The 22,036-nt window shown below is 37.2% G+C and carries 24 protein-coding genes; 20 read left to right on the top strand and 4 right to left on the bottom strand.

Going from position 1 to position 22,036, the window contains the following annotated elements; translation table 11 throughout:
- The 16 genes from LX92_RS18545 (at position 1) to LX92_RS18470 (ending at position 14,708) form a co-directional block, all read left to right on the top strand.
- Positions 1 to 591, top strand: a complete 591-nt coding sequence (locus LX92_RS18545; protein WP_394340352.1) for a TetR/AcrR family transcriptional regulator — start codon at positions 1 to 3, stop codon at positions 589 to 591.
- 50 nt (positions 592 to 641) lie between these two features.
- A complete protein-coding gene (locus LX92_RS18540) occupies positions 642 to 1,097 on the top strand; it encodes a ferritin-like domain-containing protein (RefSeq protein ID WP_109653822.1) in 456 nt (151 codons plus the stop codon).
- 64 nt (positions 1,098 to 1,161) lie between these two features.
- The gene (locus tag LX92_RS18535; protein WP_109653820.1) at positions 1,162 to 1,578 is read left to right on the top strand and encodes an organic hydroperoxide resistance protein; all 417 of its coding nucleotides are present in this window, start codon (positions 1,162 to 1,164) and stop codon (positions 1,576 to 1,578) included.
- Positions 1,579 to 1,589: 11 nt separating this feature from the next.
- On the top strand, positions 1,590 to 2,585 hold the full coding sequence (locus tag LX92_RS18530; protein ID WP_190263558.1) for an NADP-dependent oxidoreductase: 996 nt from the start codon (positions 1,590 to 1,592) through the stop codon (positions 2,583 to 2,585).
- Positions 2,586 to 2,620: 35 nt separating this feature from the next.
- Complete coding sequence (locus LX92_RS18525) at positions 2,621 to 3,763, top strand: NADH-dependent flavin oxidoreductase (RefSeq protein ID WP_109653816.1); 1,143 nt, start codon at positions 2,621 to 2,623, stop codon at positions 3,761 to 3,763.
- A 27-nt stretch (positions 3,764 to 3,790) separates the two neighbouring features.
- Positions 3,791 to 4,951 carry an iron-containing alcohol dehydrogenase gene (locus LX92_RS18520; RefSeq protein WP_109653814.1) on the top strand — a complete coding sequence of 387 codons (1,161 nt, stop codon included), beginning with the start codon at positions 3,791 to 3,793 and terminating at the stop codon, positions 4,949 to 4,951.
- Between the two features lie 18 nt (positions 4,952 to 4,969).
- Positions 4,970 to 5,953 (top strand): aldo/keto reductase, encoded by a 984-nt coding sequence (locus tag LX92_RS18515; RefSeq protein ID WP_109653812.1) that lies wholly within the window; start codon positions 4,970 to 4,972, stop codon positions 5,951 to 5,953.
- 23 nt (positions 5,954 to 5,976) lie between these two features.
- Complete coding sequence (locus LX92_RS18510) at positions 5,977 to 6,960, top strand: aldo/keto reductase (RefSeq protein WP_109653810.1); 984 nt, start codon at positions 5,977 to 5,979, stop codon at positions 6,958 to 6,960.
- A gap of 23 nt (positions 6,961 to 6,983) precedes the next feature.
- The gene (locus LX92_RS18505; RefSeq protein WP_109653808.1) at positions 6,984 to 8,471 is read left to right on the top strand and encodes an aldehyde dehydrogenase family protein; all 1,488 of its coding nucleotides are present in this window, start codon (positions 6,984 to 6,986) and stop codon (positions 8,469 to 8,471) included.
- Between the two features lie 27 nt (positions 8,472 to 8,498).
- Positions 8,499 to 9,185, top strand: a complete 687-nt coding sequence (locus LX92_RS18500) for a type 1 glutamine amidotransferase domain-containing protein (protein WP_109653806.1) — start codon at positions 8,499 to 8,501, stop codon at positions 9,183 to 9,185.
- A gap of 122 nt (positions 9,186 to 9,307) precedes the next feature.
- A complete protein-coding gene (locus LX92_RS18495; RefSeq protein WP_109653804.1) occupies positions 9,308 to 9,595 on the top strand; it encodes a putative quinol monooxygenase in 288 nt (95 codons plus the stop codon).
- Positions 9,596 to 9,841: 246 nt separating this feature from the next.
- Entirely contained in the window at positions 9,842 to 10,951 is a 1,110-nt protein-coding gene (locus tag LX92_RS18490; RefSeq protein WP_317047078.1) for an NADH:flavin oxidoreductase/NADH oxidase, read from the top strand.
- A gap of 18 nt (positions 10,952 to 10,969) precedes the next feature.
- Positions 10,970 to 11,626, top strand: a complete 657-nt coding sequence (locus tag LX92_RS18485; protein WP_109653800.1) for an SDR family oxidoreductase — start codon at positions 10,970 to 10,972, stop codon at positions 11,624 to 11,626.
- Positions 11,610 to 12,461, top strand: coding sequence for a formate/nitrite transporter family protein (locus tag LX92_RS18480; RefSeq protein ID WP_109653798.1), 852 nt, complete (start codon positions 11,610 to 11,612; stop codon positions 12,459 to 12,461). The genes LX92_RS18485 and LX92_RS18480 overlap by 17 nt, the downstream gene beginning before the upstream one ends.
- An 827-nt stretch (positions 12,462 to 13,288) precedes the next feature.
- Positions 13,289 to 14,158, top strand: a complete 870-nt coding sequence (locus LX92_RS18475; protein WP_109653796.1) for a lysophospholipid acyltransferase family protein — start codon at positions 13,289 to 13,291, stop codon at positions 14,156 to 14,158.
- Positions 14,159 to 14,264: 106 nt separating this feature from the next.
- The gene (locus LX92_RS18470) at positions 14,265 to 14,708 is read left to right on the top strand and encodes a DMT family transporter (protein WP_109653794.1); all 444 of its coding nucleotides are present in this window, start codon (positions 14,265 to 14,267) and stop codon (positions 14,706 to 14,708) included.
- 900 nt (positions 14,709 to 15,608) lie between these two features.
- On the opposite strand, the gene LX92_RS22505 is transcribed toward LX92_RS18470, so the two are convergent.
- The 4 genes from LX92_RS22505 to LX92_RS18450 are packed head-to-tail and all read right to left on the bottom strand — an operon-like array spanning position 15,609 to position 16,838.
- Positions 15,609 to 15,785 carry a DUF6747 family protein gene (locus LX92_RS22505; RefSeq protein ID WP_170117818.1) on the bottom strand — a complete coding sequence of 59 codons (177 nt, stop codon included), beginning with the start codon at positions 15,783 to 15,785 and terminating at the stop codon, positions 15,609 to 15,611.
- A 19-nt stretch (positions 15,786 to 15,804) separates the two neighbouring features.
- Positions 15,805 to 16,239: a hypothetical protein gene (locus LX92_RS18460; protein WP_109653790.1), complete on the bottom strand. Its 435-nt coding sequence runs from the start codon at positions 16,237 to 16,239 to the stop codon at positions 15,805 to 15,807.
- Positions 16,240 to 16,256: 17 nt separating this feature from the next.
- The gene (locus tag LX92_RS23075; RefSeq protein WP_109653788.1) at positions 16,257 to 16,391 is read right to left on the bottom strand and encodes a DUF6807 family protein; all 135 of its coding nucleotides are present in this window, start codon (positions 16,389 to 16,391) and stop codon (positions 16,257 to 16,259) included.
- A gap of 15 nt (positions 16,392 to 16,406) precedes the next feature.
- Positions 16,407 to 16,838 (bottom strand): hypothetical protein, encoded by a 432-nt coding sequence (locus LX92_RS18450; protein WP_109653786.1) that lies wholly within the window; start codon positions 16,836 to 16,838, stop codon positions 16,407 to 16,409.
- Between the two features lie 719 nt (positions 16,839 to 17,557).
- Here LX92_RS18450 and LX92_RS18440 point away from each other — a divergent pair.
- The 4 genes from LX92_RS18440 (at position 17,558) to LX92_RS18425 (ending at position 22,027) form a co-directional block, all read left to right on the top strand.
- Positions 17,558 to 18,322, top strand: a complete 765-nt coding sequence (locus LX92_RS18440; RefSeq protein ID WP_223308402.1) for a type IV toxin-antitoxin system AbiEi family antitoxin — start codon at positions 17,558 to 17,560, stop codon at positions 18,320 to 18,322.
- Positions 18,315 to 19,208 carry a nucleotidyl transferase AbiEii/AbiGii toxin family protein gene (locus LX92_RS18435; RefSeq protein ID WP_109653780.1) on the top strand — a complete coding sequence of 298 codons (894 nt, stop codon included), beginning with the start codon at positions 18,315 to 18,317 and terminating at the stop codon, positions 19,206 to 19,208. Before LX92_RS18440 ends, LX92_RS18435 begins: the two co-directional genes overlap by 8 nt.
- Positions 19,209 to 19,643: 435 nt before the next feature.
- Positions 19,644 to 20,198, top strand: a complete 555-nt coding sequence (locus LX92_RS22800) for a phage integrase SAM-like domain-containing protein (protein ID WP_223308403.1) — start codon at positions 19,644 to 19,646, stop codon at positions 20,196 to 20,198.
- A gap of 1,049 nt (positions 20,199 to 21,247) precedes the next feature.
- Positions 21,248 to 22,027 carry a hypothetical protein gene (locus LX92_RS18425; protein WP_146197870.1) on the top strand — a complete coding sequence of 260 codons (780 nt, stop codon included), beginning with the start codon at positions 21,248 to 21,250 and terminating at the stop codon, positions 22,025 to 22,027.
- The last annotated feature ends 9 nt before the right edge of the window (positions 22,028 to 22,036 follow it).

Here is a 22,036-nt window from a genome sequence, read left to right as displayed (position 1 = left end):
GTGAACAGCGAAATGGCCAAGAAAGACAAAATAACGGATAAAAAAAGAGCCCTACTGAAAGCTACGCTAACGTTGGTCAATGATCACGGATTTCATGATGCTCCAATGTCGAAAATTGCTAAACTCGCAGGAGTGGCGCCAGCCACTATCTATCTATATTTTGAAAATAAGCAAGATTTGATCAATACCCTTTATCTCGAGGTGAAGTCGTCCTTCAGTGTTTGTGCTTTTAAGGGGTACAATAAGGATCTGCCCGTTAAAAAAGGATTTGAAATAATTTGGTATAATGTTGCCGACTATAAATTGAATCAGATAGATGAAGCTACATTCTTATCGCAATGTGATAATACACCTATGATAGACGAAGGGGTTAGGAAAGAAGGGCTAAAGCATTTACAACCCTTACTTGATTTATGGGAAAGAGGGAAAAAGGAAGGTATTATAAAGCCTCTTTCAGTTTTTATACTTTATGCTTATACGATATATCCCTTGTCATTTTTAATGGCAATGCAAGAGAGAAATCTTTGTGGATTACCCAAAAAGGTACGGGACGAAATTTTTCAAGCGACTTGGGACGCTATAAAACAATAAAAAATTTTACCAAAACAAAAGAATGAATATTCATTCGTAAATATGTAACAATGGAAAACAAAACAATACTTTTAAACGGTTTACAGGAAGTGCTTTCTGCAACTTTCGCTGGTGCCGAACAGCATTTGGCACATGCTACTATCAACGAATACAACGGGTTCCCAAAATTGGCTCAACGTATGCGGTCAGAATTTGAAGATGAAATTTCGGATACCAAGATTCTGATGAACAGAATTTTAAATTTGGGAGGAACACCAAACACGAAACATCAAACCTTGCCTATTCATTTGGAAGTAGCGCAACAGCTCGAACAAGAGCTCGCCGAACAGCTTATTGCCATAAAACGATTGGAGGAGTTAATAGCACTATCTGAAAACGACAGTGCAACCAGAATGGTTTTCGAGGACTTCCTAAAGGACGAAGACTTGCATACTAGATGGTTAAAACAACAAATTAGTTTGATAAAAAACGTCGGTGTAGCAAATTATTTAACAACTCAAATATAGGTAGTAAAACATAGTTCATTAAGAAACAAAACAATTTAATAATCAACTAAAAAAAATAATAATCATGAAAAAATTATATACAGCTGATGCTATTGCAACGGGTGGTCGAGAAGGTCGTATCAAATCGAATGACGGAGTGTTGGATTTTAAAGTTGAGATCCCCAAGGAAATGGGAGGACGCGGTGGAGCATTTACCAATCCAGAACAACTTTTTGCTGCAGGTTACGCAGCTTGTTTTGATAGTGCATTAAACCTTGTGGCTCGTACACAGAAAATAAAGCTAAAAGACACTAAAGTAACTGCATCCGTTAGTATAGGACAAAATGATGATGGAGGTTTTTCCCTTGCTGTCGATCTTTCCGTATCCATTCCTGAAATAGAACGAGAAACTGCACAAAAATTACTTGAACAGGCGCATCAAGTGTGTCCCTATTCCAATGCAACCAGGGGCAACATTGAAGTTAATTTAAGTTTATTATAAAAATTATCAATATGAATAAAATAATCCTTTTAAACAATCGCCCTACTGGAAAACCCCAGGCTTCCGATTTTAAATTTACAGATGAAAATAAGCCTGAGATAGCCAAGGGGGAAATTCTTTTGAAAACTAAATTCGTGTCGGTGGATCCGTATTTGAGAGGACGAATGAGCAATGCAGAATCGTATGTGGAGCCTTTCAAATTGAATAAGCCCATTTCCTCTGGTTGTATTGCCGAAGTTGTCGAGTCTAAAAATGAATCCTTCAAAAAAGGAGACTTTGTATCAGGTTCTTTAGATTGGAAAGAGTACCAAGTTTCAAACGGCAAAGGACTTTTAACTATAGATGCGTCGATAGCCCCATTATCCACTTATTTAGGAATTTTAGGAATGACTGGTTTAACGGCCTATTTAGGGTTAACGGAAATTGGAGTGCCAAAAAAAGGTGAAACCATAGTGGTGTCTGGTGCAGCTGGTGCGGTTGGTAGTGTTGTTGGTCAAATTGGAAAAATACTGGGTTGCCACGTAGTTGGAATTGCAGGTACTGATGAAAAAGTTGCGATGTTAAAATCAAAATTTGGTTTCGATGATGCAATCAATTATAACACAACTAAAGATATAAAGAAAGCAATTGCTACTGCTTGTCCCAATGGAATTGATGTTTATTTCGACAATGTTGGGGGCGATATTTCAGATAATGTACATGCCAACATTAATAGGTTTGGTAGAATTATCGTTTGCGGTGCCATTTCTGCCTATAATGAAACCTCTGTGCCAACAGGCCCTAGGGTAGAACATTTTTTGATTAGGAAAAGTGTCCTCATGCAAGGTTTCATCATTGGAAATTATGTAGAAAAGTTTCCGGAAGGAATAAAACAATTATCAAAATGGCTTCAGGAAGGAAAGCTGACCTATACAGAAACCATTGTTGAAGGTTTTGATACAATCCCCCAAGCATTTATGGACCTTTTTGAAGGAAAGAATACGGGTAAAATGATTGTAAAAATATAGTCATAACATGATTGAATTATTTAAACAAAAAAAATATGAATTCAAAATATAAAAAGATCATTTCTCCTTTCTCTTTTCCCGTTTCTGGTGTAGAAATTGCGAATCGGATAGTGCTAGCTCCCATGACCACCTTTTCTGGTAATGATGATGGAACAACTACAGATGCCGAAGTGGCTTACTATCGTGAACGAAATGAATCGGCTGGGCTTTTGATTACCGCTTGTGCCTATGTAATTGGACATGGCAAGGGGTTTCATGGTCAGATAGGTGCCGATTCTGATGCTTTGATTCCAAGCTTGAAAAGAATAGCTGATGCCTTGAAAGCAAACGGAAATAAAGCTGTGCTCCAGATATATCATGGAGGAAGGATGTCGCCTCCCGAAGAACTCATCGACGGACAATCTATCAGTGCGAGTGCTGTTGCAGCCGAGAGAGAAGGGGCACAAGTTCCACGGGAAATGACTGCAACTGAAATAGAAGAAACTATTGTGGCTTTTGGTGAAGCTACCCGTAGGGCAATAGAGGCTGGTTTCGATGGGGTAGAAATACATGGTGCAAACACGTATCTATTACAACAGTTTTTCTCACCTCATTCAAATCGTAGAACAGATAAATGGGGAGGAGATTTGAAGAAGAGAATGGCTTTCCCTTTTGCCGTAGTTGATGCTGTAATAAAAGCGGCAACACTTTCATTGCATCCATTTCTTGTTGGATATCGAATTTCACCTGAGGAAATGGAAAATCCAGGTATCACAATGGAAGATACACTTCATTTCGTGGCAGCACTTTCAAAAAAACGATTAGACTATCTACATGTTTCTGTGATGGATTTTTGGGCAGGTTCAATGCGGGATAAAAATGATACAGCAGCCCGTGCAATGATAATTGCAGCTAAAGTAGGTCATATACTGCCTGTTATTGGTGTAGGAAGTATCCATACACCAGAAGAAGTAGATAGAGTTCTTTCTGCTAACATCCCTTTAATAGCAATGGGCCGGGAACTCTTAATGGAACCGTATTGGTTGACTAAAGTAAAAAACAATGAAGTTGATCAAATCAATACGGAACTGGATATAAGTGCTCAAGATGTATTGAAGATACCCACTCCACTTTGGAAAGGACTGATGGCGAGAACAGGTTGGTTGCCTCTAAAAAAGCAACCAACAAAAACTATCTAATTTATAAATATCTAAAACAGAAGTTACATGAACAATTTTGAATTTAAAAATCCAACAAAAATATTATTTGGCGAAGGCCAAATAGAGAACCTATCAAAGGAAATTCCCAAAAACTCAAAAATACTAATGCTTTACGGAGGTGGAAGTATCAAGAAAAACGGAATCTACGATCAGGTAAAAGAAGCTCTTTCAAATTATGAAGTGGTGGAGTTTGGCGGTATTCCTGCAAATCCAGAATACAGCGTTTTGATGAAAGCCCTAAAACTTATAAAGAATGAAAACATTGACTGTTTATTGGCCGTTGGAGGAGGGTCTGTCATCGATGGAACAAAATTCTTATCGGCAGCAGCTCTTTACAAAGGTGACAGTCCATGGAATCTATTGACAGATAATAAACCAATAACCGAGGGGATGCCTTTTGCCACGGTTTTGACCCTGCCTGCTACTGGTTCTGAAATGAATTCCGGGGCGGTCATCACAAGGGAAGAAACAAAGGAGAAATTGGCCATGGGAGGGCCGGGTCTTTTCCCTGTATTCTCAATTCTTGACCCGCAAGTAATACGATCCATTCCGCAACGCCAGTTGGCCAACGGGATTACGGATGCCTTTACACACGTTCTTGAGCAGTATATGACGTATCCTACAGGAGCGCTATTACAGGATCGCTTTGCTGAAAGTATTCTGCAAACATTGGTTGAAGTTGCACCTGCTATTCTGAAGGATCCAGCTGACTATAACGCGGCATCCAATTTTATGTGGAGCTGTACGATGGCTCTGAATGGACTAATCCAACAAGGTGTTCCCGGGGATTGGGCGGTACATGCCATGGGTCATGAATTAACAGCATTGTATGGCATTGATCATGCAAGAACATTGGCGATTGTGGGTCCAAACCATTATCGATATAATTTCGAGAGTAAAAAAGTGAAATTGGCGCAGTATGCGGAACGTATCTGGAACATTGTAGAAGGAACAGTCGAGGAAAAGGCCAATATAGGAATTGAAAAAACAGAAGAATTTTTTCACTCTTTAGGGATTAACACTAAGCTTTCGGAATACACCGATGAATATTCCGAAACGGGAAGTATTGTTTCAAAACGCTTTACAGATCGTGGCTGGACTGGTCTAGGGGAACATAAAACCCTAACCCCTTCCGATGCCGAAAAAATTATAGAAATGAGTTATTAACATTTTAACCTAGAAAAGATGAAAGCAAGAACAATTGGAAAAAGTGCTTTAAAAGTATTTCCCATTGGCCTGGGAGCCATGGGCATGTCGGAATTCTACGGAAAAACTGATGAAAAACAAAGCATTAAAACATTACATAAAGCATTGGATATTGGAGTCAATTTTATTGACACAGCAGATGTTTACGGTATAGGAGCTAACGAAGAGCTTCTTCGAAAGGCCTATAGTGACCGTTGGAATGATTTGGTGCTGGCTACAAAGTTTGGATTTGTAAGAGATAAGAATAATCCGGAGGTGAGAGAACTAAGTGGTTCACCTGATTATGTAAAAAGTTCTTGTGAGGCAAGTTTAAAACGATTGGGTCGTGATGTAATCGATTTGTATTACTTGCATCGTGTAGATCCCAATACGCCAATTGAGGAAACAGTTGGAGCTATGGCAGAACTGGTTAAAGAAGGGAAAGTTAGATATATAGGACTTTCTGAAGTCTCAGGAGACACACTAAGACGTGCCAATAAGGTTCATCCTATTACTGCGGTTCAGACCGAGTATTCCATTTGGTCTCGTGATGTAGAGAAAACTACAATGTCCGTTATTGAGGAATTGGGTATTTCATTGGTGCCTTACAGCCCCTTAGGCAGAGGTTTTCTATCAGGAAAAATCAAGGACACATCAGAACTATCCGAGAATGATTTCCGACATACCGTGCCGCGTTTCCAAAAAGAATTCTTTGAAAGCAACAAAACACTTTTAAACCGAATTGAGCAGTTAGCTGATAAGAAGAAAGTAACACCTGCACAATTGTCTTTAGCTTGGTTATTACACAAAGGAGAAAATATAATTCCTATTCCCGGTACCAAACAAGAGAAATACTTGATTGAAAATACCAAAGCTGTTGACGTAGAGCTTACTCAAAATGAGATGCTGTATTTAGATGATACATACAGCACGGTGGCTGGCGAACGCTACAATGATATGGGAATGAAATTTACTAATTTATAGTAGTTTTTTTTAAACCAGAAAAAATGAAAACAAGAACAATTGGAAAAAGTGATTTAAAAGTATTTCCCATTGGCCTAGGAGCTATGGGTATGTCTGAATTCTATGGGAAAACCGATGAGAAACAAAGTATTAAAACTTTGCACAAAGCATTGGACATTGGAGTCAACTTTATAGACACGGCAGATGTTTATGGCATAGGTGATAATGAAGAATTATTGCGTAAAGCCTATAGTGACCGTTGGAATGATTTGGTGCTGGCTACAAAGTTCGGGTATGTGAGAAATAAGGAAAACCCTGAAGGACGACAAAGAAATGGTTCACCCGAGTACGTAAAAAGTGCTTGTGAAGCAAGTTTAAAACGATTGGGTCGCGAAGTAATCGATTTGTATTACTTGCATCGTGTAGACCCCAATACGCCTATTGAGGAAACAGTTGAGGCAATGGCAGAGTTAGTGAAAGAAGGAAAAGTTAGATATATAGGGCTTTCAGAAGTCTCAGGCGATACGCTAAAGCGTGCCAATGAAGTTCACCCTATAACCGCGGTACAGACCGAGTATTCCATTTGGTCTCGGGATGTAGAAAAAACAACAATGTCCGTTATTGAGGAATTGGGGATTTCATTGGTGCCTTACAGTCCATTAGGAAGAGGTATTCTAACAGGTAAGATCGGCGACACCTCAGCATTATCCAAGAATGATTACCGGCATACGGTGCCTCGCTTTCAAAAAGAAAACTTTGAAAGTAACAAACGACTTTTAAGTAGAATTGAGCAGCTTGCTGATACTAAAAAGATAACACCTGCACAATTATCTCTGGCCTGGTTATTAAATAAGGGAGAAAATATAATTCCTATTCCCGGTACCAAGCATGAGAAATACTTAATTGAAAATGCGAAAGCTGTTGACGTCGAACTTACTCAAGATGAGATGCAGCATTTAGATGATACTTACATTTCGGTGGCTGGCAAACGCTACAATGATATGGGAATGAAATTTACAAACTTATAATAAGATCTTATAATATAGAAAAAATGAAAAATGAAATATTAGATGCAGTTAACCCTGCATCGCAACAGATATTTGAACATGTTGAGAGTACGCCCAAAAGCAAACTTCCAAAAATGGTAGAAAAGGCTGCGCAGGCTCAAAAGAAATGGGCGGCACTAACCTACAAAGAACGAGGTATATATCTAAAAAAATTAAAAAATCTCGTTATCGAACGGGCTGAAGAAATAGCAGAAACCATTTCAAAAGGTATGGGAAAACCTTTGGTAGAATCATATTTGTTTGGTGTTAACCTAGTGGCAGAAGACCTAGAAGAATATAGTGAAAAAGCAGGAATATATCTGGCGGATGAAGATGTACCGACACCAGAATATCTTGGAGAAAATAAAAAAGCACTTGTACGTTATACTCCTCGTGGAGTGGTAGCCGTTATTGCTCCATGGAACTTTCCATTTGGTCTAGCAATGTCCCCTGTAATCACAGCCCTAGCGGCAGGAAATTCAGTGGTTTTAAAACCAACGTCTGCAGTTCCAATGATAGGAAAGGTAATTGAAAAACTGTTCAACGATACATTTTCTGATTTTGATGGCTTGGCACAAGTTGTTCATGGAAAAGGTAGTTTGGGAAGTGATTTGGCCACAACCAAGGGGATAGATTTTGTTGCCTTTACAGGTTCTACACAAATAGGTCGTCAACTTCAAAAACAATTGGCAGAAAACTTAACACCTTCTTTGTTAGAGCTTGGAGGTAGTGATCCTTTAATTGTTACAGATGATGCTAACTTAATTCGTGCTGCAAAAGCTACTGTATTCGGACGTTTTTCCAATAACGGGCAGATATGTGAAGCAGTAAAACGCGTTTATGTTAATGAAAAAGTTGCCGATACTTTTATTGCAAATGTTAAAAAGGAAGTCGAAGCACTTACCTCTGGGGAATATACCAACCCATCAAATGATGTTGGTCCATTGGCTAATGGCAGGGGTGTCAATACCTTGAGGGAGCAATTGCAAGATGCATTAGACAAAGGTGCTGAACTAATTGCAGGTGGTTTCCCCGAGAATGACGATACTTTATTCTGGCCAGCAACGGTTTTGACTAATGTAGATCACAGTATGCGTGTTATGCACGAAGAAGTATTCGGGCCAATATTGCCAATTCAAATCGTAAAGGATGATGAAGAAGCCATAGCATTGGCTAATGATTCTGAATATGGTCTAGATGCTTATGTGTTCAGTAGTAATATGGAAAGAGCCCATAAAATAGCAAATCAGTTACTGGCAGGTTCTGTAGACATTAATGAAGTATTGGTTCATTATGCGGTATCGGGAATACCGTTTGGAGGTGTGAAAAACTCTGGAATCAATCGTTATCATGGTAAAATAGGTCTGCAGTTATTCGCGAATTATAAAGGTATGGTAATAGACAGTGGAGAGAAAGACACCGAAGCACTTTGGTTTTCATATTCTGAAGAAAAACTGCAAGGGACTAAACAGCTTTTGGAACAATTGAAATAAATTTAATAATTAATAAAATTGAAAAAAATGGAAATATTAATCGTATTAACATCCCATGCATTATTGGGAAATACCGGGGAGAAAACCGGATTTTGGATAGAAGAATTTGCAACGCCTTATTATTATTTAATTGATAATGATGTCAATGTAACACTGGCATCACCAGAGGGAGGTCAACCTCCTATCGATCCAACAAGTGATAAACCGGAAAATCAGACAGAATCCACAAAACGGTTTAAAAATGACGAGGCATTACTGGATAGACTAAGTAAAACGCTTAAACTATCCGAGGTATCTACCAAGGAATATGACGCAGTATTCTATCCTGGTGGTCACGGTCCTTTATGGGATTTGGCAGAGAGTGAAGTTTCGGCGAGGTTGATCGAGAGCTTTTATAACGCCAATAAGCCTGTCGCCTTTGTATGCCATGCTCCTGCAGCCCTGAAAAATGTAAAAAATATTTCGGGTGAACCACTCGTGAAAGGAAAAAAAGTAACTGGATTTACAAATTCAGAGGAAGAACTGGTCGGTCTTACCGATGTTGTACCATTTCTTGTTGAAGACATGTTGAAGGAAAAAGGAGGCATATATAGCAAATCAAATGATTTTGAGGCCTATGCTTTGGAAGATGGATTGCTCATCACAGGACAAAACCCAGCCTCTTCTCAAAAAGTGGCAGAATTATTATTAACCAAATTAGAACCTAAAAAATAGGTTGTTTTGGTCATACTCTGATGTAATTATTAGAAGTTTCTTCCTTCCTTTTCCGAGAAGAGGAGGGAATAGGGACTTAAATTCAGAATCATTAATAAATTATAAAAAAGAATATTTATTTTATGATAAAAGTGGTAGCCAAAAATTTTGCTAAAGAAAATAAAATTGATAAAATTTTAGAACTGGCAAAGGAATTAGTAGAAAAAACAGTAAAAGAAGTAGGTTGTGTCAAGTATGAAATGTACCAAAATACAAACGAGCCAACAGAACTAGTAATGCTAGAAGAATGGGAAACAGAAGAAGATTTAAACAAGCATATGTCTACAGAACATTTTAAAAGAATAGTTCCTCAGATGGCTGAGTATTTGAGAAAAAAGGCTGAAATTAATATATACAAAAAAGTCATTTAGACTTTTTTTAGAATGAAAGTAAATAAAATATGCCAATTGCTGCCGAAAGTATAGTCCAATAAATATATAAATAACGGCTGAGAGCTTTTTTATTATTGTTTATAGAATTCCGATAGGTTTAGGTTTTATTTGACTGCGGTAGTCGACTACTTTCTGAAAGCGATCTACAACTCTATTCTTTAATCAATTGTCCGCTAAAATCTGATTTCAAATAACAGGAAAATTTATTCTAAAATAGTCTCCTCTTTGGAAAAGTTTTCTACTAAAACTAAAAATGATATGTCAAAATTATATTCGTCCTATACCCTTCGAGGTTTGGAATTGACAAACAGAATTGTAGTATCACCGATGTGCCAATATAGTGCAGAAAATGGTATGGCCAATGACTGGCATCTTGTACATCTAGGTTCGCGTGCAGTTGGAGATGCCGGACTCGTTTTTACGGAAGCAGCCGCAGTTTTACCAGAGGGAAGAATATCACCTTCGGATCTGGGAATTTGGTCGGATAAACATATAAAACCTTTAAAACGAATCACAACTTTTATTAAAGCACAAGGTGTGTCGTCAGGCATCCAGTTATCTCACGCAGGCAGAAAAGCTAGCTGTCAACCACCTTGGGAAGGTGGAAAACAAATTAGCCCATTAGCTGGAGGTTGGCATACTGTTGCTCCTTCGTCAATACCATTTTATAAGGGTGATGTAGTTCTGGTTCCATTAGAATTGTCGATCGAAGAAATCCAAGTCATCATAAAATCATTTGTAAAAGCTGCGAAAAGAGCAGTGACCGCTGGTTTCGATACCATTGAGATACACGCTGCACATGGGTATCTGTTGAATCAATTTTTATCGCCCCTAACAAATAAAAGAAATGATAAATATGGTGGTTCGTTTGAAAATCGCATGCGTCTATTGATCGAGGTAACTAAAGGTATCCGCTCTGTAATACCGCAAGAAATGCCTCTATTTGTACGCATATCCGCCGAAGAGTGGGCATCTGGAGGTCACACCATAAATGAGTCCGTGGAAGTTTCAAAAGTATTAAAAACAAACGGTGTGGATTTGATAGATTGTTCCTCTGGAGGAGTGGTAAGGCAGCAAAATATCCCAGTTAAAGTAAACTATCAAGTTCCTTTTGCCGAAAGAATCAAGAAGGAAGTAAACATCGCGACGGGTGCTGTAGGTTTAATTACGGATGTCTTTCAGGCCGATGATATTTTGGACAAAGATGAAGCCGATTTAATTTTTATTGGTAGGGAGATGTTACGAAATCCCTATTTTGCTTTACTAGGAGCAGATCAAATGCATATTATCCCAAATTGGCCTAAACAATATGAAAGGGGAAATCCCAGAAAATAACTATTAAAAACGAAAGAAATGAATGATGCGAAAAAAAATGTATTGATAGCTGGTGCTAATGGCACCACAGGAAGGATCATTATTGATATACTTCAAAAATCAGACACCTATAAACCGGTTGCCATGGTTCGTAAACAAAAGCAAAAAGAACATTTTGAAAGCGAAAATGTTACGACGGTACTGGCAGATTTAGGAGAGGACTTGAGCCAAGTGGTCGCCCAAATTAACAAAATCATTTTCGCTGCTGGGTCAAAAGGCAAAAACGTAGTTGGTGTAGACCAAGAAGGAGCTAAACGATTAATCGATGCAGCAAAACAAGCCGGAATCGAAAAATTCGTGATGCTAAGTTCAATGGGAGCCGATAATCCATCCCAAAATAAAGAGCTTGAAGCCTACCTGAAAGCAAAACAAAACGCCGATGAGCATTTGCGTGCAAGTCGTTTGGATTATTCTATCGTTAGACCAGGGCAATTGACAAATGAAGATGGCATGGGTAGAATCGAGCTCGGTTCCAAATTGAACAAAAGCGGTAGCATTTCAAGAGTTGATGTAGCTAAAACCTTAGTTGAAGTTTTGGATAGTGGCGTTATGCAAAATCAAACTTTTGAGCTTTTGGAAGGTGAAACTACTATTGAAAAAGCGGTTCGTAAAGACACGAATGAGAACAGAAAATAAAGGACAAGAAGAGCACCAGAAAGATTTGGAGAAAAAATCCAATGAAGTAAGGGGGGCCAAGAAATACTCTGATATTTTAAGTCGCGTCATTCATGAGGGAGAAGAGAATTTCAGGATTAAAAATAGAGCGATGTTTCTCAGTGCCGTAATTGCTGGCCTGGAAATAGGTTTTAGTTATTTTCTTGTATGTGCTTTATATTTCCTGTTGGATGGTACTTTTGATGTGAATATTATTTTCAAGCTTTTTAGTGTGGTATATCCAGTCGGATTTATACTGGTTATTCTTGGCAAGTCGGCTCTGTTTACTGAACAGACCTCCGTGTTGACTTTACCAGTGCTCAACGGCCAGCGTAGTATTTGGGAGTTGTTGCGTTTCTGGAGCATTGTCATTCTTGGAAATATCATAGGAGGTATGATATTCGCGTTTTTCATTGGTTCCCTTGCTCCGCATCTAAATCTTTTTACGCAAGAAACTATGGTAAAAATAGGTAGCCATGTAATTGACCAGAATTCTTCGTTGCTTTTGTTGAGTGCGGTTGTGGCAGGCTGGCTAATGGGATTATTGACCTGGTTGTTAAACAGTACCATGAATTCTCTTACCCGAGTATTGCTCATAGTAATGATTACAGGAGTCATCGGGTTTGGTGGATTTCACCACAGTATTGTGGGTAATATAGAAGTCTTTGGAGCTTTTTTACATTCCAGTTCCATTTCCTTTGTAAACTACCTCTGGTTTCTCTTACTTACTTTGTTAGGAAATGGAATTGGTGGTGCAGTGGTCGTGGCCCTTTTCAAGTACCGGATTTTCGAATCAAACTATCAACAAAGGGAATAGCTTTAAATTAACATATTTTGGATCCTTAGGCCGAAGCAATTGACAAATGAAGATGGCAAGGGTAGAATCGAGCTCGGCCAAATTGAACAAAAGCTTTAGCCTATCAAGATCCGATGTTGGCAAAACCCATGTTGAAGTTTTGGAAGTAGGGGTCTGACAAAACCAAATTTTTAGATTTTGGAGGACAAGATTCTATTGTAAAAGCGGTTCGGTCAAATCAAAAACAAGTTATTAATCTCTAGATGAGATCGAATGTTTTTCAAGACGGAAAACTAAGAGCGGTATCATTTGAGAGATGGTCGTAAGGGGACACATATTACTAATGTTTGTTATAAGTTGTCATACAGAAAATAAAGGAGTCATTAAGGAATTGACCAAATATCTTGATTAAAAGGGGATGAGTCAGATTCTCAAAAGTGAGATTTCAATTTCATTAAGTAAAAATAATTTTCGTATCGAAGAATACGTTTGATGTATTATTTTCTTAAACAATTGAGTTTAGTAAGAACGATATTTTTGAAGGAAGTCTATAACAGGGGAATTCCAGTTTTGGTGTTTGAATACTGATAAAACACGGGAATAAAAAAGTAAGTCCGTTTGATTGCAGATTGTTGTTGTCAAGATAGATGATGACGGTACTTCTTTAATTTTAGCCAAGTAAAAGAGATATTTAAAATCTAATCTTTCTGAAGTCCAATAAAGGCCAGTTTTTATGGAAAGTAAATTTAGATTTGAAATTGAACTTAATCCCAGTCCTAAGAGGGGTACTAACAATAATCGATTTTAGAACAAAGTGATACGTATGTTCACTATTTACTATTATAAATATGAAATTTATTAAGACCTTAATATATCTTCCGTTTTATATGCTTTCAGTATTGCCGATGCGTTTGCTTTATTTTTTTTCTGATGCTATTTATAGTCTAGTATACTATATCCTACAATATCGAAAAAAAGTAGTCTTTAACAATCTTAGCAAAGCCTTCCCTGAAAAAAATGAAAGGGAAATTAGGAAAATTTCCAAACGATTTTACCGGCACTTTTGTGATATCATTTTTGAATCACTTAAAACCTTGACGATATCCAAAGAAGAAGCTAGAAATCGACTAAGTCTGAATAACCCTGAAATTATTGAAGATTTTCTAGAAAGTGGCAGAAATGTTCTATTGTACGCAGCCCATCAAGGGAATTGGGAGTTGCTTGTATATTTACCTTTGATGCTGACTTATCCATCCAATACGTTTTACCGTCCCCTAAACAATCGTTATTTCAATGGACTTATTCTTCTGATACGGGAGCGGTTCGGTGTACGATGTGTTGAGGAATTCAAGGGATATCGGACGATAATTGCACAAAAAAACAATCCCGAGGTAGTAATGAATTGTATCATTGGCGACCAAAGCCCAAGAAGGAAAAGTGCAATCCACTGGTGTGATTTTTTGAACAGGAAAACAGCATTCTACCTTGGCGCTAACACTATTTCTAAGAAAACCAATGATGTTGTTCTCTTTCCTAGATTCATAAAAATTAAGAGGGGGAACTATCAACTCCATTTTGACCTGATTGAGGAATTTCCATCACGCACGGAAGGATATAATATTGTAATCGAGTATGCAAGATGTTTGGAAAATACTATTGTCCAATCCCCAGAAATGTGGCTTTGGAGTCATAGAAGATGGAAGCTAAGCGAGGCTTAAATGGAGGATAATGCCTTTATTAACTAATACGGTCATTGAATTAGGAGAAATCCAATTTAACAGAGACAATATCAAAGAACCCATTAAACTTTATAACTAAGACCAAGTGGAAAAATATATTTGGATTCTATTAGCTTTTTTTGCTGGATCATTTCTTCCTATACAATCCGCCATGAATAACAAATTGGCTAAAACGGGTGGTAGTCCAGTCCATGCCTCAATGATATCATTTGCCATAGGTTTATTGGCATTAGTACTTTACATTCTTTTAACTTCTCAGAATGTTTCCTGGAGAGGAATAAAAGACGCTCCGACTTATGCCTGGATAGGTGGAATATTGGGAGCTTTTTATGTTACAATTATTGTACTTGCCTTTCCTAAGATAGGACCAGGATTAACTTTTGGGTTAGTAGTTACAGGACAATTATTAATATCAATGTTGATGGAGCACTTTTATATTATGGGAGCACAACAAATACCGATCAGTATAGGTAGAATCGTAGGTATGATTCTGATTATTGGAGGTGTAATAATTATGAAGAAGTTTTAAAACAACATATCTGCTAAACTAAGCTCCCCTAGATAGAATCGCTTATTTTTCTAAAACGTTATAAAAGTTGTCGTTTTAAATTCTTTTGGGGCCCGTTCCAAAAGAATTGAGTTCCGCATATTTCAAGGGAGGTATATTTTCCAGCCCGTTGAAAGGCTCTTTATAGTTGTAATCGTCGCCTCTATTTATGTTGGTGAGTCATTTTAATAAATAGGAGGATGAACAAATCATTATCCTTGTAAATAGTGAACGCATAAATATTAGAGTGAAAGACATTCGGATTTCTGATTGGGAATGGTTCTAAAATAGGAGTAAAATACATTTTTAATCCCGATTCGATTTTACCAAGGATAACCATTGTCCCTAGATTGACACATATGGAACAAGTTGAATTGTAATTATTGAAAAAAGGGCTCCATTTTATGGAGCCCTTTACCTCATGGAGCATTTGAACACTATCCATTAACTAAAAATCAGCTACCATAAGTTTATTATAGAAATTTAGTAATTGCTCATCTAATGAATGAATCAAGTCATACCTTTAGTTGATACTTGTAAAATATAATCAGGTATTAAAATCAAATTATTAAAATTCTTTATGGGAAATATTTCTGTAGTAATATTGATGCTTGATATCTCGTCAAATTTATCACATATTACTGGGGTGACCAATTAAATCCTTTAATAAGATCCTATCATTTTTAAAGGGGTAATGGGTAACCATCGACGACTATATGTACTATTATGGTGTTTTTACATTTAAGTGTAGCACTGACTGATTAATAAAGGAATTCCTTTATATTCCAAAGGTCATGATAATGACCAAAAGGAGTATAGCGCCAACAAAAAAGGCACCGGAAATAATCAACACTTTCCCATCCCGTCCTTTTCTATACATGTTTAAAGGTTAGAGAATTGGAAGTCCGTAAATAGTCTGTATAAAAAGACATAGAGCACCATTGCGAACATGGCCAAGGTGAACCAGGTAAAAGCTTTGAGATAGTGCCTTACGACGTAATTTTGAATGTTCTTGAATGTCTCTAAATAGATAACTTTAAAAAGTAAAATTGTTTTCATATAACAGGGGTTTGTTTTGTTACAAAGGTTGTGTGGTTATTGAAATATTGAATGATTTTTTCGTCAAAAGGGGGGGAAATTGGGACCGAACAACATATGGGTTAAGGAAAGTACGTGAAGCCCTACAATAATCAGGGAGATGTAATTTGATCTTATAGGTCCAAAAGTAATTTTCTAGGATATCCTGTCCCTCTTCCGATACATCGGACAGTATGGAATTCGAATTTATTTTAGATTTTAACTCCCAAATAAAAGTACGTTTAGCGAGTGCCAGAGCATTAATATCCTCAAAGAAATTGAATAGGGACATGGAGTGTCCGAAATTGCATGTGAACTGGGAATCGACGAGGGTTCTATTTTCTTTTTTGGAACCAAAATCCATATGTTCTTGTAGGGCGGTGAATTCAGAAAAAACATTACCTACTTTTTTAGAGATGAATTTTTTAAATAACACGGTCCCTTCTCCCTTTCCTAAATTCCAAAATCTACATTACGATTATCGATTTTAGTTTTTGTCCATGGCCCCCAAACTCCGTAGTGGTGAAAGTGATCGGATGGTTGTATTCTAGTCAAGACTTCCCCACCTGGTGTCCACAATGGATGGATAAATCCTGATTTTTTTTATATTGAATCTATGCCCTTTGGAGGATAAACAAGATCATATTGATAGTTCAAAATAGGATGGTTTTTATAGGATAATTGTAATGATCCTTCGCTACATAACATATCAACTTCAGGAAAATTAAATTCTATTTTGCTATGGATTAAGGAAAATTTTCTAGTGGTATTTTTTGGGGTAAAACCCTTTAAAATAAAATATAACTTACCTGCTTTTTCATCAAGTTGGGCAGCCAAAGGAGTGTTATCATCGGTTCCATGTTCAATTAGCTGTAGATTGTAGTTGCCTTTAAGAATTGACTCTTGTGAAATACATACTGCTATAGGGCAATCCATACGGTCATATTTACCCGTTTCAACTTGAAATTTGATAAGCTCTTGAGCGGATAAAAAAAAGTTTGACAGTATTAATAAAGTTACATGAAAAAATTTCATTAAAAAGTCTAATTTGTTGAATATAGAATTATTGACGTCTTCTGGTTAATATGGACAGATTAAAGATAGAGAATTCAAGGTGAAAATATGTTTAATTTTAAGTACATTATTTATGTAATGATCTGGACTTACTACATTTGATTTGATATTAAGAAAAGAACATGTTGGCTGATCTAATGGTCCACTTTTTTGTTGAAAGTCCACGCTTGAAAAAGGCTATGTACTTGATGATGGTATTGCGGGAAAGTCCCAACCGTGAACTTATCCGGCGCTTGCTCACGCCCTCGCTGTACAACTTGAATATCTGTTTTACTTTTCGCATGTCTATTTGTTTGTTGGCCATTATCTTTTTAACAAAAAAAAGACTTTTGGCTCTTTACAAATAGAATCGATTTTTCAGTGGTTCTCTTTCATCCGGCGTGGGTAGTATACTATTACTGTTTTTTTTCACGCTAGGGGCGTTATTCAAGAATTCTTTTTATTTCTTCTAAATCAAAAATTCTCAAAATAGGAAAAGCACTTTCAAATTATCCAAAATATAAAATTAATTGTGCCGAATAGTGATTATGTCAAATTTGGCTTAAATAAAGCTGAATTTTGTTGAATATTAAAGTTTAAAAAAAAGTAAATACACAAACTATTAGTTTGTATATTTGAAACAAAATAAACTATATGAATTTTTTGTGGTTTAAAAAAAGTTAAAAACAGAAATTATTAGTTTGGAAAAAGAACAAAAAATAAACCATCTTCTTAATTCACAGCCTCCGGGAGTTGTCTATTTAAGCTCATGGTTAACGGAAAAGGGGTTCTCCACACAATTGCTTAATCGATATAAAAAGAGCAATTGGATATATTCCATAGGCCCTGGAGCTTGGATGAGAGTGGGTGATAAACCTACCTATCAGGGAGCATTGTTTGCATTACAAGAACAAGCTGACCAGAATATCCATCCAGGAGGTAAAACGGCCTTATCCTTATTGGGAAAGACCCATTATCTGGAGCTATCCACAAAGCAGGTAACGTTGTTTGGGGGAAGCGAAGAAAAATTACCCGCTTGGTTTTCAAAATACAATTGGGAGGTAAAAATAAACTACTTTAGTTCCTCTTTTCTGCCTCCCAATATAGGACTACAAACTTTGGAACAAGGAGCTTTCAGTTTGTTGGTGTCCAACTCGGCAAGAGCTTTAATGGAATGTCTGTACCTATCGCCCAAAAAGCAAGAACTGGTCGAGTGCTACGAAATCATGGAGGGATTGAACAACCTTAGGCCGAAACAGGTACAGGGATTTTTGGAAGCTTGTACCTCGGTAAAAGTGAAACGACTTTTCCTGTATATGGCAGAAAAGGCAGGGCACGATTGGTTTAAATATATGAGTTTGGAAAATATAGACCTTGGAAAAGGAAAACGTTCTTTGTTAAAGGACGGTGTTTATATATCCAAATATCAAATTACAGTCCCTAAAGCATTGGAAAATTATGAGTAATTATAAGCAACAGGTTTCCCTATTGTTACAGGTATTGCCAGAAGTGGCAAAGGAACCGATTTTCGCACTGCATGGGGGTACGGCTATCAACCTCTTTGTACGGGACATGCCCAGATTGTCTGTGGATATTGATTTGACCTATATTCCCATAGAGGACAGAAAGACATCCTTTAAGAATATTATTGATGGTCTTGACCGTATAAAGACACAACTCGAAAAAATGTTACTAGAAGCTTCAATTACCTTAAAAAGGGACAAATTGAAACTTCAAATCACTACTGTAAAGGCACAGATAAAATTGGAAGTGAACCAAATCAACAGGGGTATCATGGATGATACAGTAAGGTTACCGCTATGCGAAAAGACCCAAGAGGAGTTTGATGCTTTCTGTGCCATACCGGTAGTTCCTTTAGGGCAATTGTATGGTGGAAAGATCTGCGCTGCATTGGACCGTCAGCACCCCAGGGATTTGTTCGATGTAAAATACCTGTTGGAAAATGAAGGATTCACCGAAGAAATCAAAAAAGGTTTCATATTGTTCCTTTTGAGCAGCAACAGGCCCCTGCACGAAATGTTGCATCCCCATTTTATTGACCAAAGAGAAACCTTAATTAACCAGTTTGACGGTATGAGTCCAGAACCCTTTACCTATGAGGACTTTGAAAAAAACAGAAAGGAATTGATAAAAACAATCTATCAAAATCTAACAGATAAAGACAAAGAGTTCTTACTAAGTTTTGGAGAGGGGACTCCCAATTGGGCTATCTATGATTTTGAACGTTTTCCCGCCGTTCAATGGAAACTACGGAATCTTGTTAAACTCAAAAATGCCAATCCTGAGAAACATGAAAAATTTGTTGTCTCATTAAAAGAAGTATTGTGTTGATTTACAATATAAAACACATGGATTATTATAAGATTTGCTGCTAAATTGGTTGTTTTAATAATTAACATATTTTATATTCGTAACGTCAGAAGTAAGGCATTTTACTTTAAGTTCATTTAAGTATCGTCAACAAATCGGCTAACAGTTAAGTTTTTTTGAAATGTAACTTGTTGGTATGTAAAGTTTTATGTGTTTGGGTTCAAGCCCTGCCACCCCGACGAACCACTTTTAAAGTGGGACTAAAGAGCTGTTAATCTATTGATTGGTAGCTCTTTTCATTTTATATGGTATCAGATGATATCGTTTGATATCATATAATTGGTGTATGGTTCGGTGAATGGATTAATACACAAGTTGTTGTAAATTTAAGTAGCATTTAGGGGTATTTAAGGTCGTCATTGCAAACGTAGTTTGTTAACTTAAAAGACGTTTATCATGCACAACAACAGCACCTTGTCAGTACTTATCTTTACTCGGGACATCATTTACAATCCCGAAAAACTCACTATTTATGCCCGTATCACGGTTGATAAAAGACGGGCGGAAATCAGCCTAAAACGTTATATCCCGGTGAATGATTGGGATGCTTCCAAGGGAAGGGTTACGGGCACGACCCAAAGAGCACGACTACTCAATAGTTATTTAGATGAGGTGTACGTGCAAATTATGGAGGCGCACAAGCAATTACTTTCCGAAGGAAAAATGATTACAGCGCATGCCATCAAAGCCCGTTATTTAGGGCAAGACGAACGGTATAAGAGCTTGAAGGAACTGATTGCCTATCACAATACAAACATGGATTCCGTATTGAAATATGGGACTATGAAAAACTACTATTCCACTGAGCGTTATTTACACAAGTTTTTAAACGACAAATTCAAGACCCCCGACATTTATTTGAAACAATTGAATTATCGATTTATAATTGATTTTGAACAATACCTTTTAAGATATCGTCCAGAGAAAGCTAGAAAGACCTGTTCCAATTGAAGTTCAAAAAGGTCTGCCGTGTGTTTCTGACCCAAATGGAATTAAGACGGATAGAGGAAACGGAATTCAAACAGGACAGATTTCAATATGTAAAGGATTGTTTTGTCTTTTCGTGCTAAACTGGACTTTCTTATGTGGATGTATAGGAGCTTATATGGGATAAGATCACCAAGGGGATAGACAACCGAAATTTAGTTTATGCCAAACGGGAAAAAACGGATGAACTGGTGATCATTCCTACCATCTGGAGAGACATACTTTTGTCATCACCGTCATGATGTCCAATAGGGTTTCCATTGAAGCGGTAACAAAACTTTTATGTCATAACAAATTGTCCACCATGCAGATTTATACCAAGGAAGTGTAGTCCAAGATAAGTAAGGATAGGATATTGGTAATCTATTGATGAAGTTAGAATCAGGGTTCATAGTGCTTTCGCTTTTGGGCAGATTGCCAATACCATAATTTTTGGTTGGAATAATCCGATAATAAACATTTGTTAGCAGGTAGCTGTTTGCGATTACTTTAAATAGGTAGGTAAACGGTTTTCAAAAAAAAGGCAACTTGGCAACAGAGACACATCTTGAATTCTTTTATTGCTGTAAAAAGTTGCCTAAAAATGGTGATTTCGGGGTCTTTTGTCGTAAAAATCCAGAGAGGTTTTAGTTTCTTTGAATTTAAATATTTGATAATTGTATACGATACAAATTGTAACATACGCTTCAGCGTGTTACCCTCTTGCATTACCGCACTTAGTTTAGGTTACAAGCTTTATTTAGGGATTAATTATAGGTTAGTGGATTTTTGTGATTGTTAACTGTCTATCATGGAATACTCCCCACAATAATAAAATTTAGCCATACTGTCAGCGCCTAATTTTACGCTATTCAAAGCACTTAGACTTGTTCTTTATATGATTGAGGCTACTTTCAGTTGTCTCCGGACCTGCATCAAATGTAAATTGTTGTGAGAACCTTATCCACATAACCCTGGTGAAATAATTTTGATGACATTTTCCTTTTATTCCGATATATATGAAAATAACCAAGATGAAAAAAATAAAATACCTCAGCATTGCAATGATTTTGATAGGAGTACTAGGATGTAGTAAAGACGATGCCACAACTGAAAATTTACAAAATGTCCAAGCCCAATTTTGTACTGATTATTCAGGACCGGGTGCTGCTTATTGGAACATGGCCAATGGTATTTTCTTGCCATTGGATGAGGTGCCCATAATTAAAAACCCAGGAGGCCGCGTTTCATTTATAGAACAGCCCCTTTTAAGTCTTGAATATCCAGAGGGGTATACCGGAACCGGTATACGGGATGTACAAAACTTTCCGATAGGGATTGATATAAAGCGGCTTGACAATAGGGTGTTTTTTCGTTGGATTCCCAATGTAAGCCTAGTTGGTATTTCAGATTTCAATCAAATCATAGCCCAAGAAATCAATACGATGTTTGCCGAGGTGGGTTATGATCCGAACAATGGATTTGAACCTATATGTTCTCGTAACGAAAGTCAAAATTTTGAAAGTTTATTAGTCAATTTTAATGGTAGGGTAATACAATTTGGAGAATTTACAGGGATTGTATGGGTGCGTTCAACGATTGTTCCAGGCTTGGGAACCGTAAATTCCGCAATTCAAATTTCTGCGGCACCTTCGGCTGAGTACGATGCACGTACTTTAGATACCTTCTTACCTTTTAATTTTCAGCTTTATGTTCGGCCCGATGGTGGGGGCTTTATAGATAATGATGGAGATGGTAGCCCAGCACATCTAGATCCAGATGATAATGATCCCAATGTAAGACATCAAAGCTAATTTGAGTTG

Source organism: Maribacter polysiphoniae (genome assembly GCF_003148665.1).
Taxonomy (GTDB): domain Bacteria; phylum Bacteroidota; class Bacteroidia; order Flavobacteriales; family Flavobacteriaceae; genus Maribacter_A; species Maribacter_A polysiphoniae.
Note: the sequence above shows the minus strand (reverse complement) of the source record. Positions and strands in the feature narration are given on the sequence as shown.

What these genes read in the sequence shown, in the direction of transcription:
- LX92_RS18425 (WP_146197870.1), top strand. Translation starts at nt 21,248, where the DNA reads ATGAAAAAAATAAAATACCTCAGCATTGCAATGATTTTGATAGGAGTA.
- LX92_RS18500 (WP_109653806.1), top strand. Translation starts at nt 8,499, where the DNA reads ATGGAAATATTAATCGTATTAACATCCCATGCATTATTGGGAAATACC.
- LX92_RS18495 (WP_109653804.1), top strand. Translation starts at nt 9,308, where the DNA reads ATGATAAAAGTGGTAGCCAAAAATTTTGCTAAAGAAAATAAAATTGAT.
- LX92_RS18535 (WP_109653820.1), top strand. Translation starts at nt 1,162, where the DNA reads ATGAAAAAATTATATACAGCTGATGCTATTGCAACGGGTGGTCGAGAA.
- LX92_RS22505 (WP_170117818.1), bottom strand. Translation starts at nt 15,785, where the DNA reads ATGAAAACAATTTTACTTTTTAAAGTTATCTATTTAGAGACATTCAAG.
- LX92_RS18435 (WP_109653780.1), top strand. Translation starts at nt 18,315, where the DNA reads ATGAGTAATTATAAGCAACAGGTTTCCCTATTGTTACAGGTATTGCCA.
- LX92_RS22800 (WP_223308403.1), top strand. Translation starts at nt 19,644, where the DNA reads ATGCACAACAACAGCACCTTGTCAGTACTTATCTTTACTCGGGACATC.
- LX92_RS18530 (WP_190263558.1), top strand. Translation starts at nt 1,590, where the DNA reads ATGAATAAAATAATCCTTTTAAACAATCGCCCTACTGGAAAACCCCAG.
- LX92_RS18515 (WP_109653812.1), top strand. Translation starts at nt 4,970, where the DNA reads ATGAAAGCAAGAACAATTGGAAAAAGTGCTTTAAAAGTATTTCCCATT.
- LX92_RS18540 (WP_109653822.1), top strand. Translation starts at nt 642, where the DNA reads ATGGAAAACAAAACAATACTTTTAAACGGTTTACAGGAAGTGCTTTCT.
- LX92_RS18485 (WP_109653800.1), top strand. Translation starts at nt 10,970, where the DNA reads ATGAATGATGCGAAAAAAAATGTATTGATAGCTGGTGCTAATGGCACC.
- LX92_RS18475 (WP_109653796.1), top strand. Translation starts at nt 13,289, where the DNA reads ATGAAATTTATTAAGACCTTAATATATCTTCCGTTTTATATGCTTTCA.
- LX92_RS18520 (WP_109653814.1), top strand. Translation starts at nt 3,791, where the DNA reads ATGAACAATTTTGAATTTAAAAATCCAACAAAAATATTATTTGGCGAA.
- LX92_RS18480 (WP_109653798.1), top strand. Translation starts at nt 11,610, where the DNA reads ATGAGAACAGAAAATAAAGGACAAGAAGAGCACCAGAAAGATTTGGAG.
- LX92_RS18505 (WP_109653808.1), top strand. Translation starts at nt 6,984, where the DNA reads ATGAAAAATGAAATATTAGATGCAGTTAACCCTGCATCGCAACAGATA.
- LX92_RS18525 (WP_109653816.1), top strand. Translation starts at nt 2,621, where the DNA reads ATGAATTCAAAATATAAAAAGATCATTTCTCCTTTCTCTTTTCCCGTT.
- LX92_RS18510 (WP_109653810.1), top strand. Translation starts at nt 5,977, where the DNA reads ATGAAAACAAGAACAATTGGAAAAAGTGATTTAAAAGTATTTCCCATT.
- LX92_RS18450 (WP_109653786.1), bottom strand. Translation starts at nt 16,838, where the DNA reads ATGAAATTTTTTCATGTAACTTTATTAATACTGTCAAACTTTTTTTTA.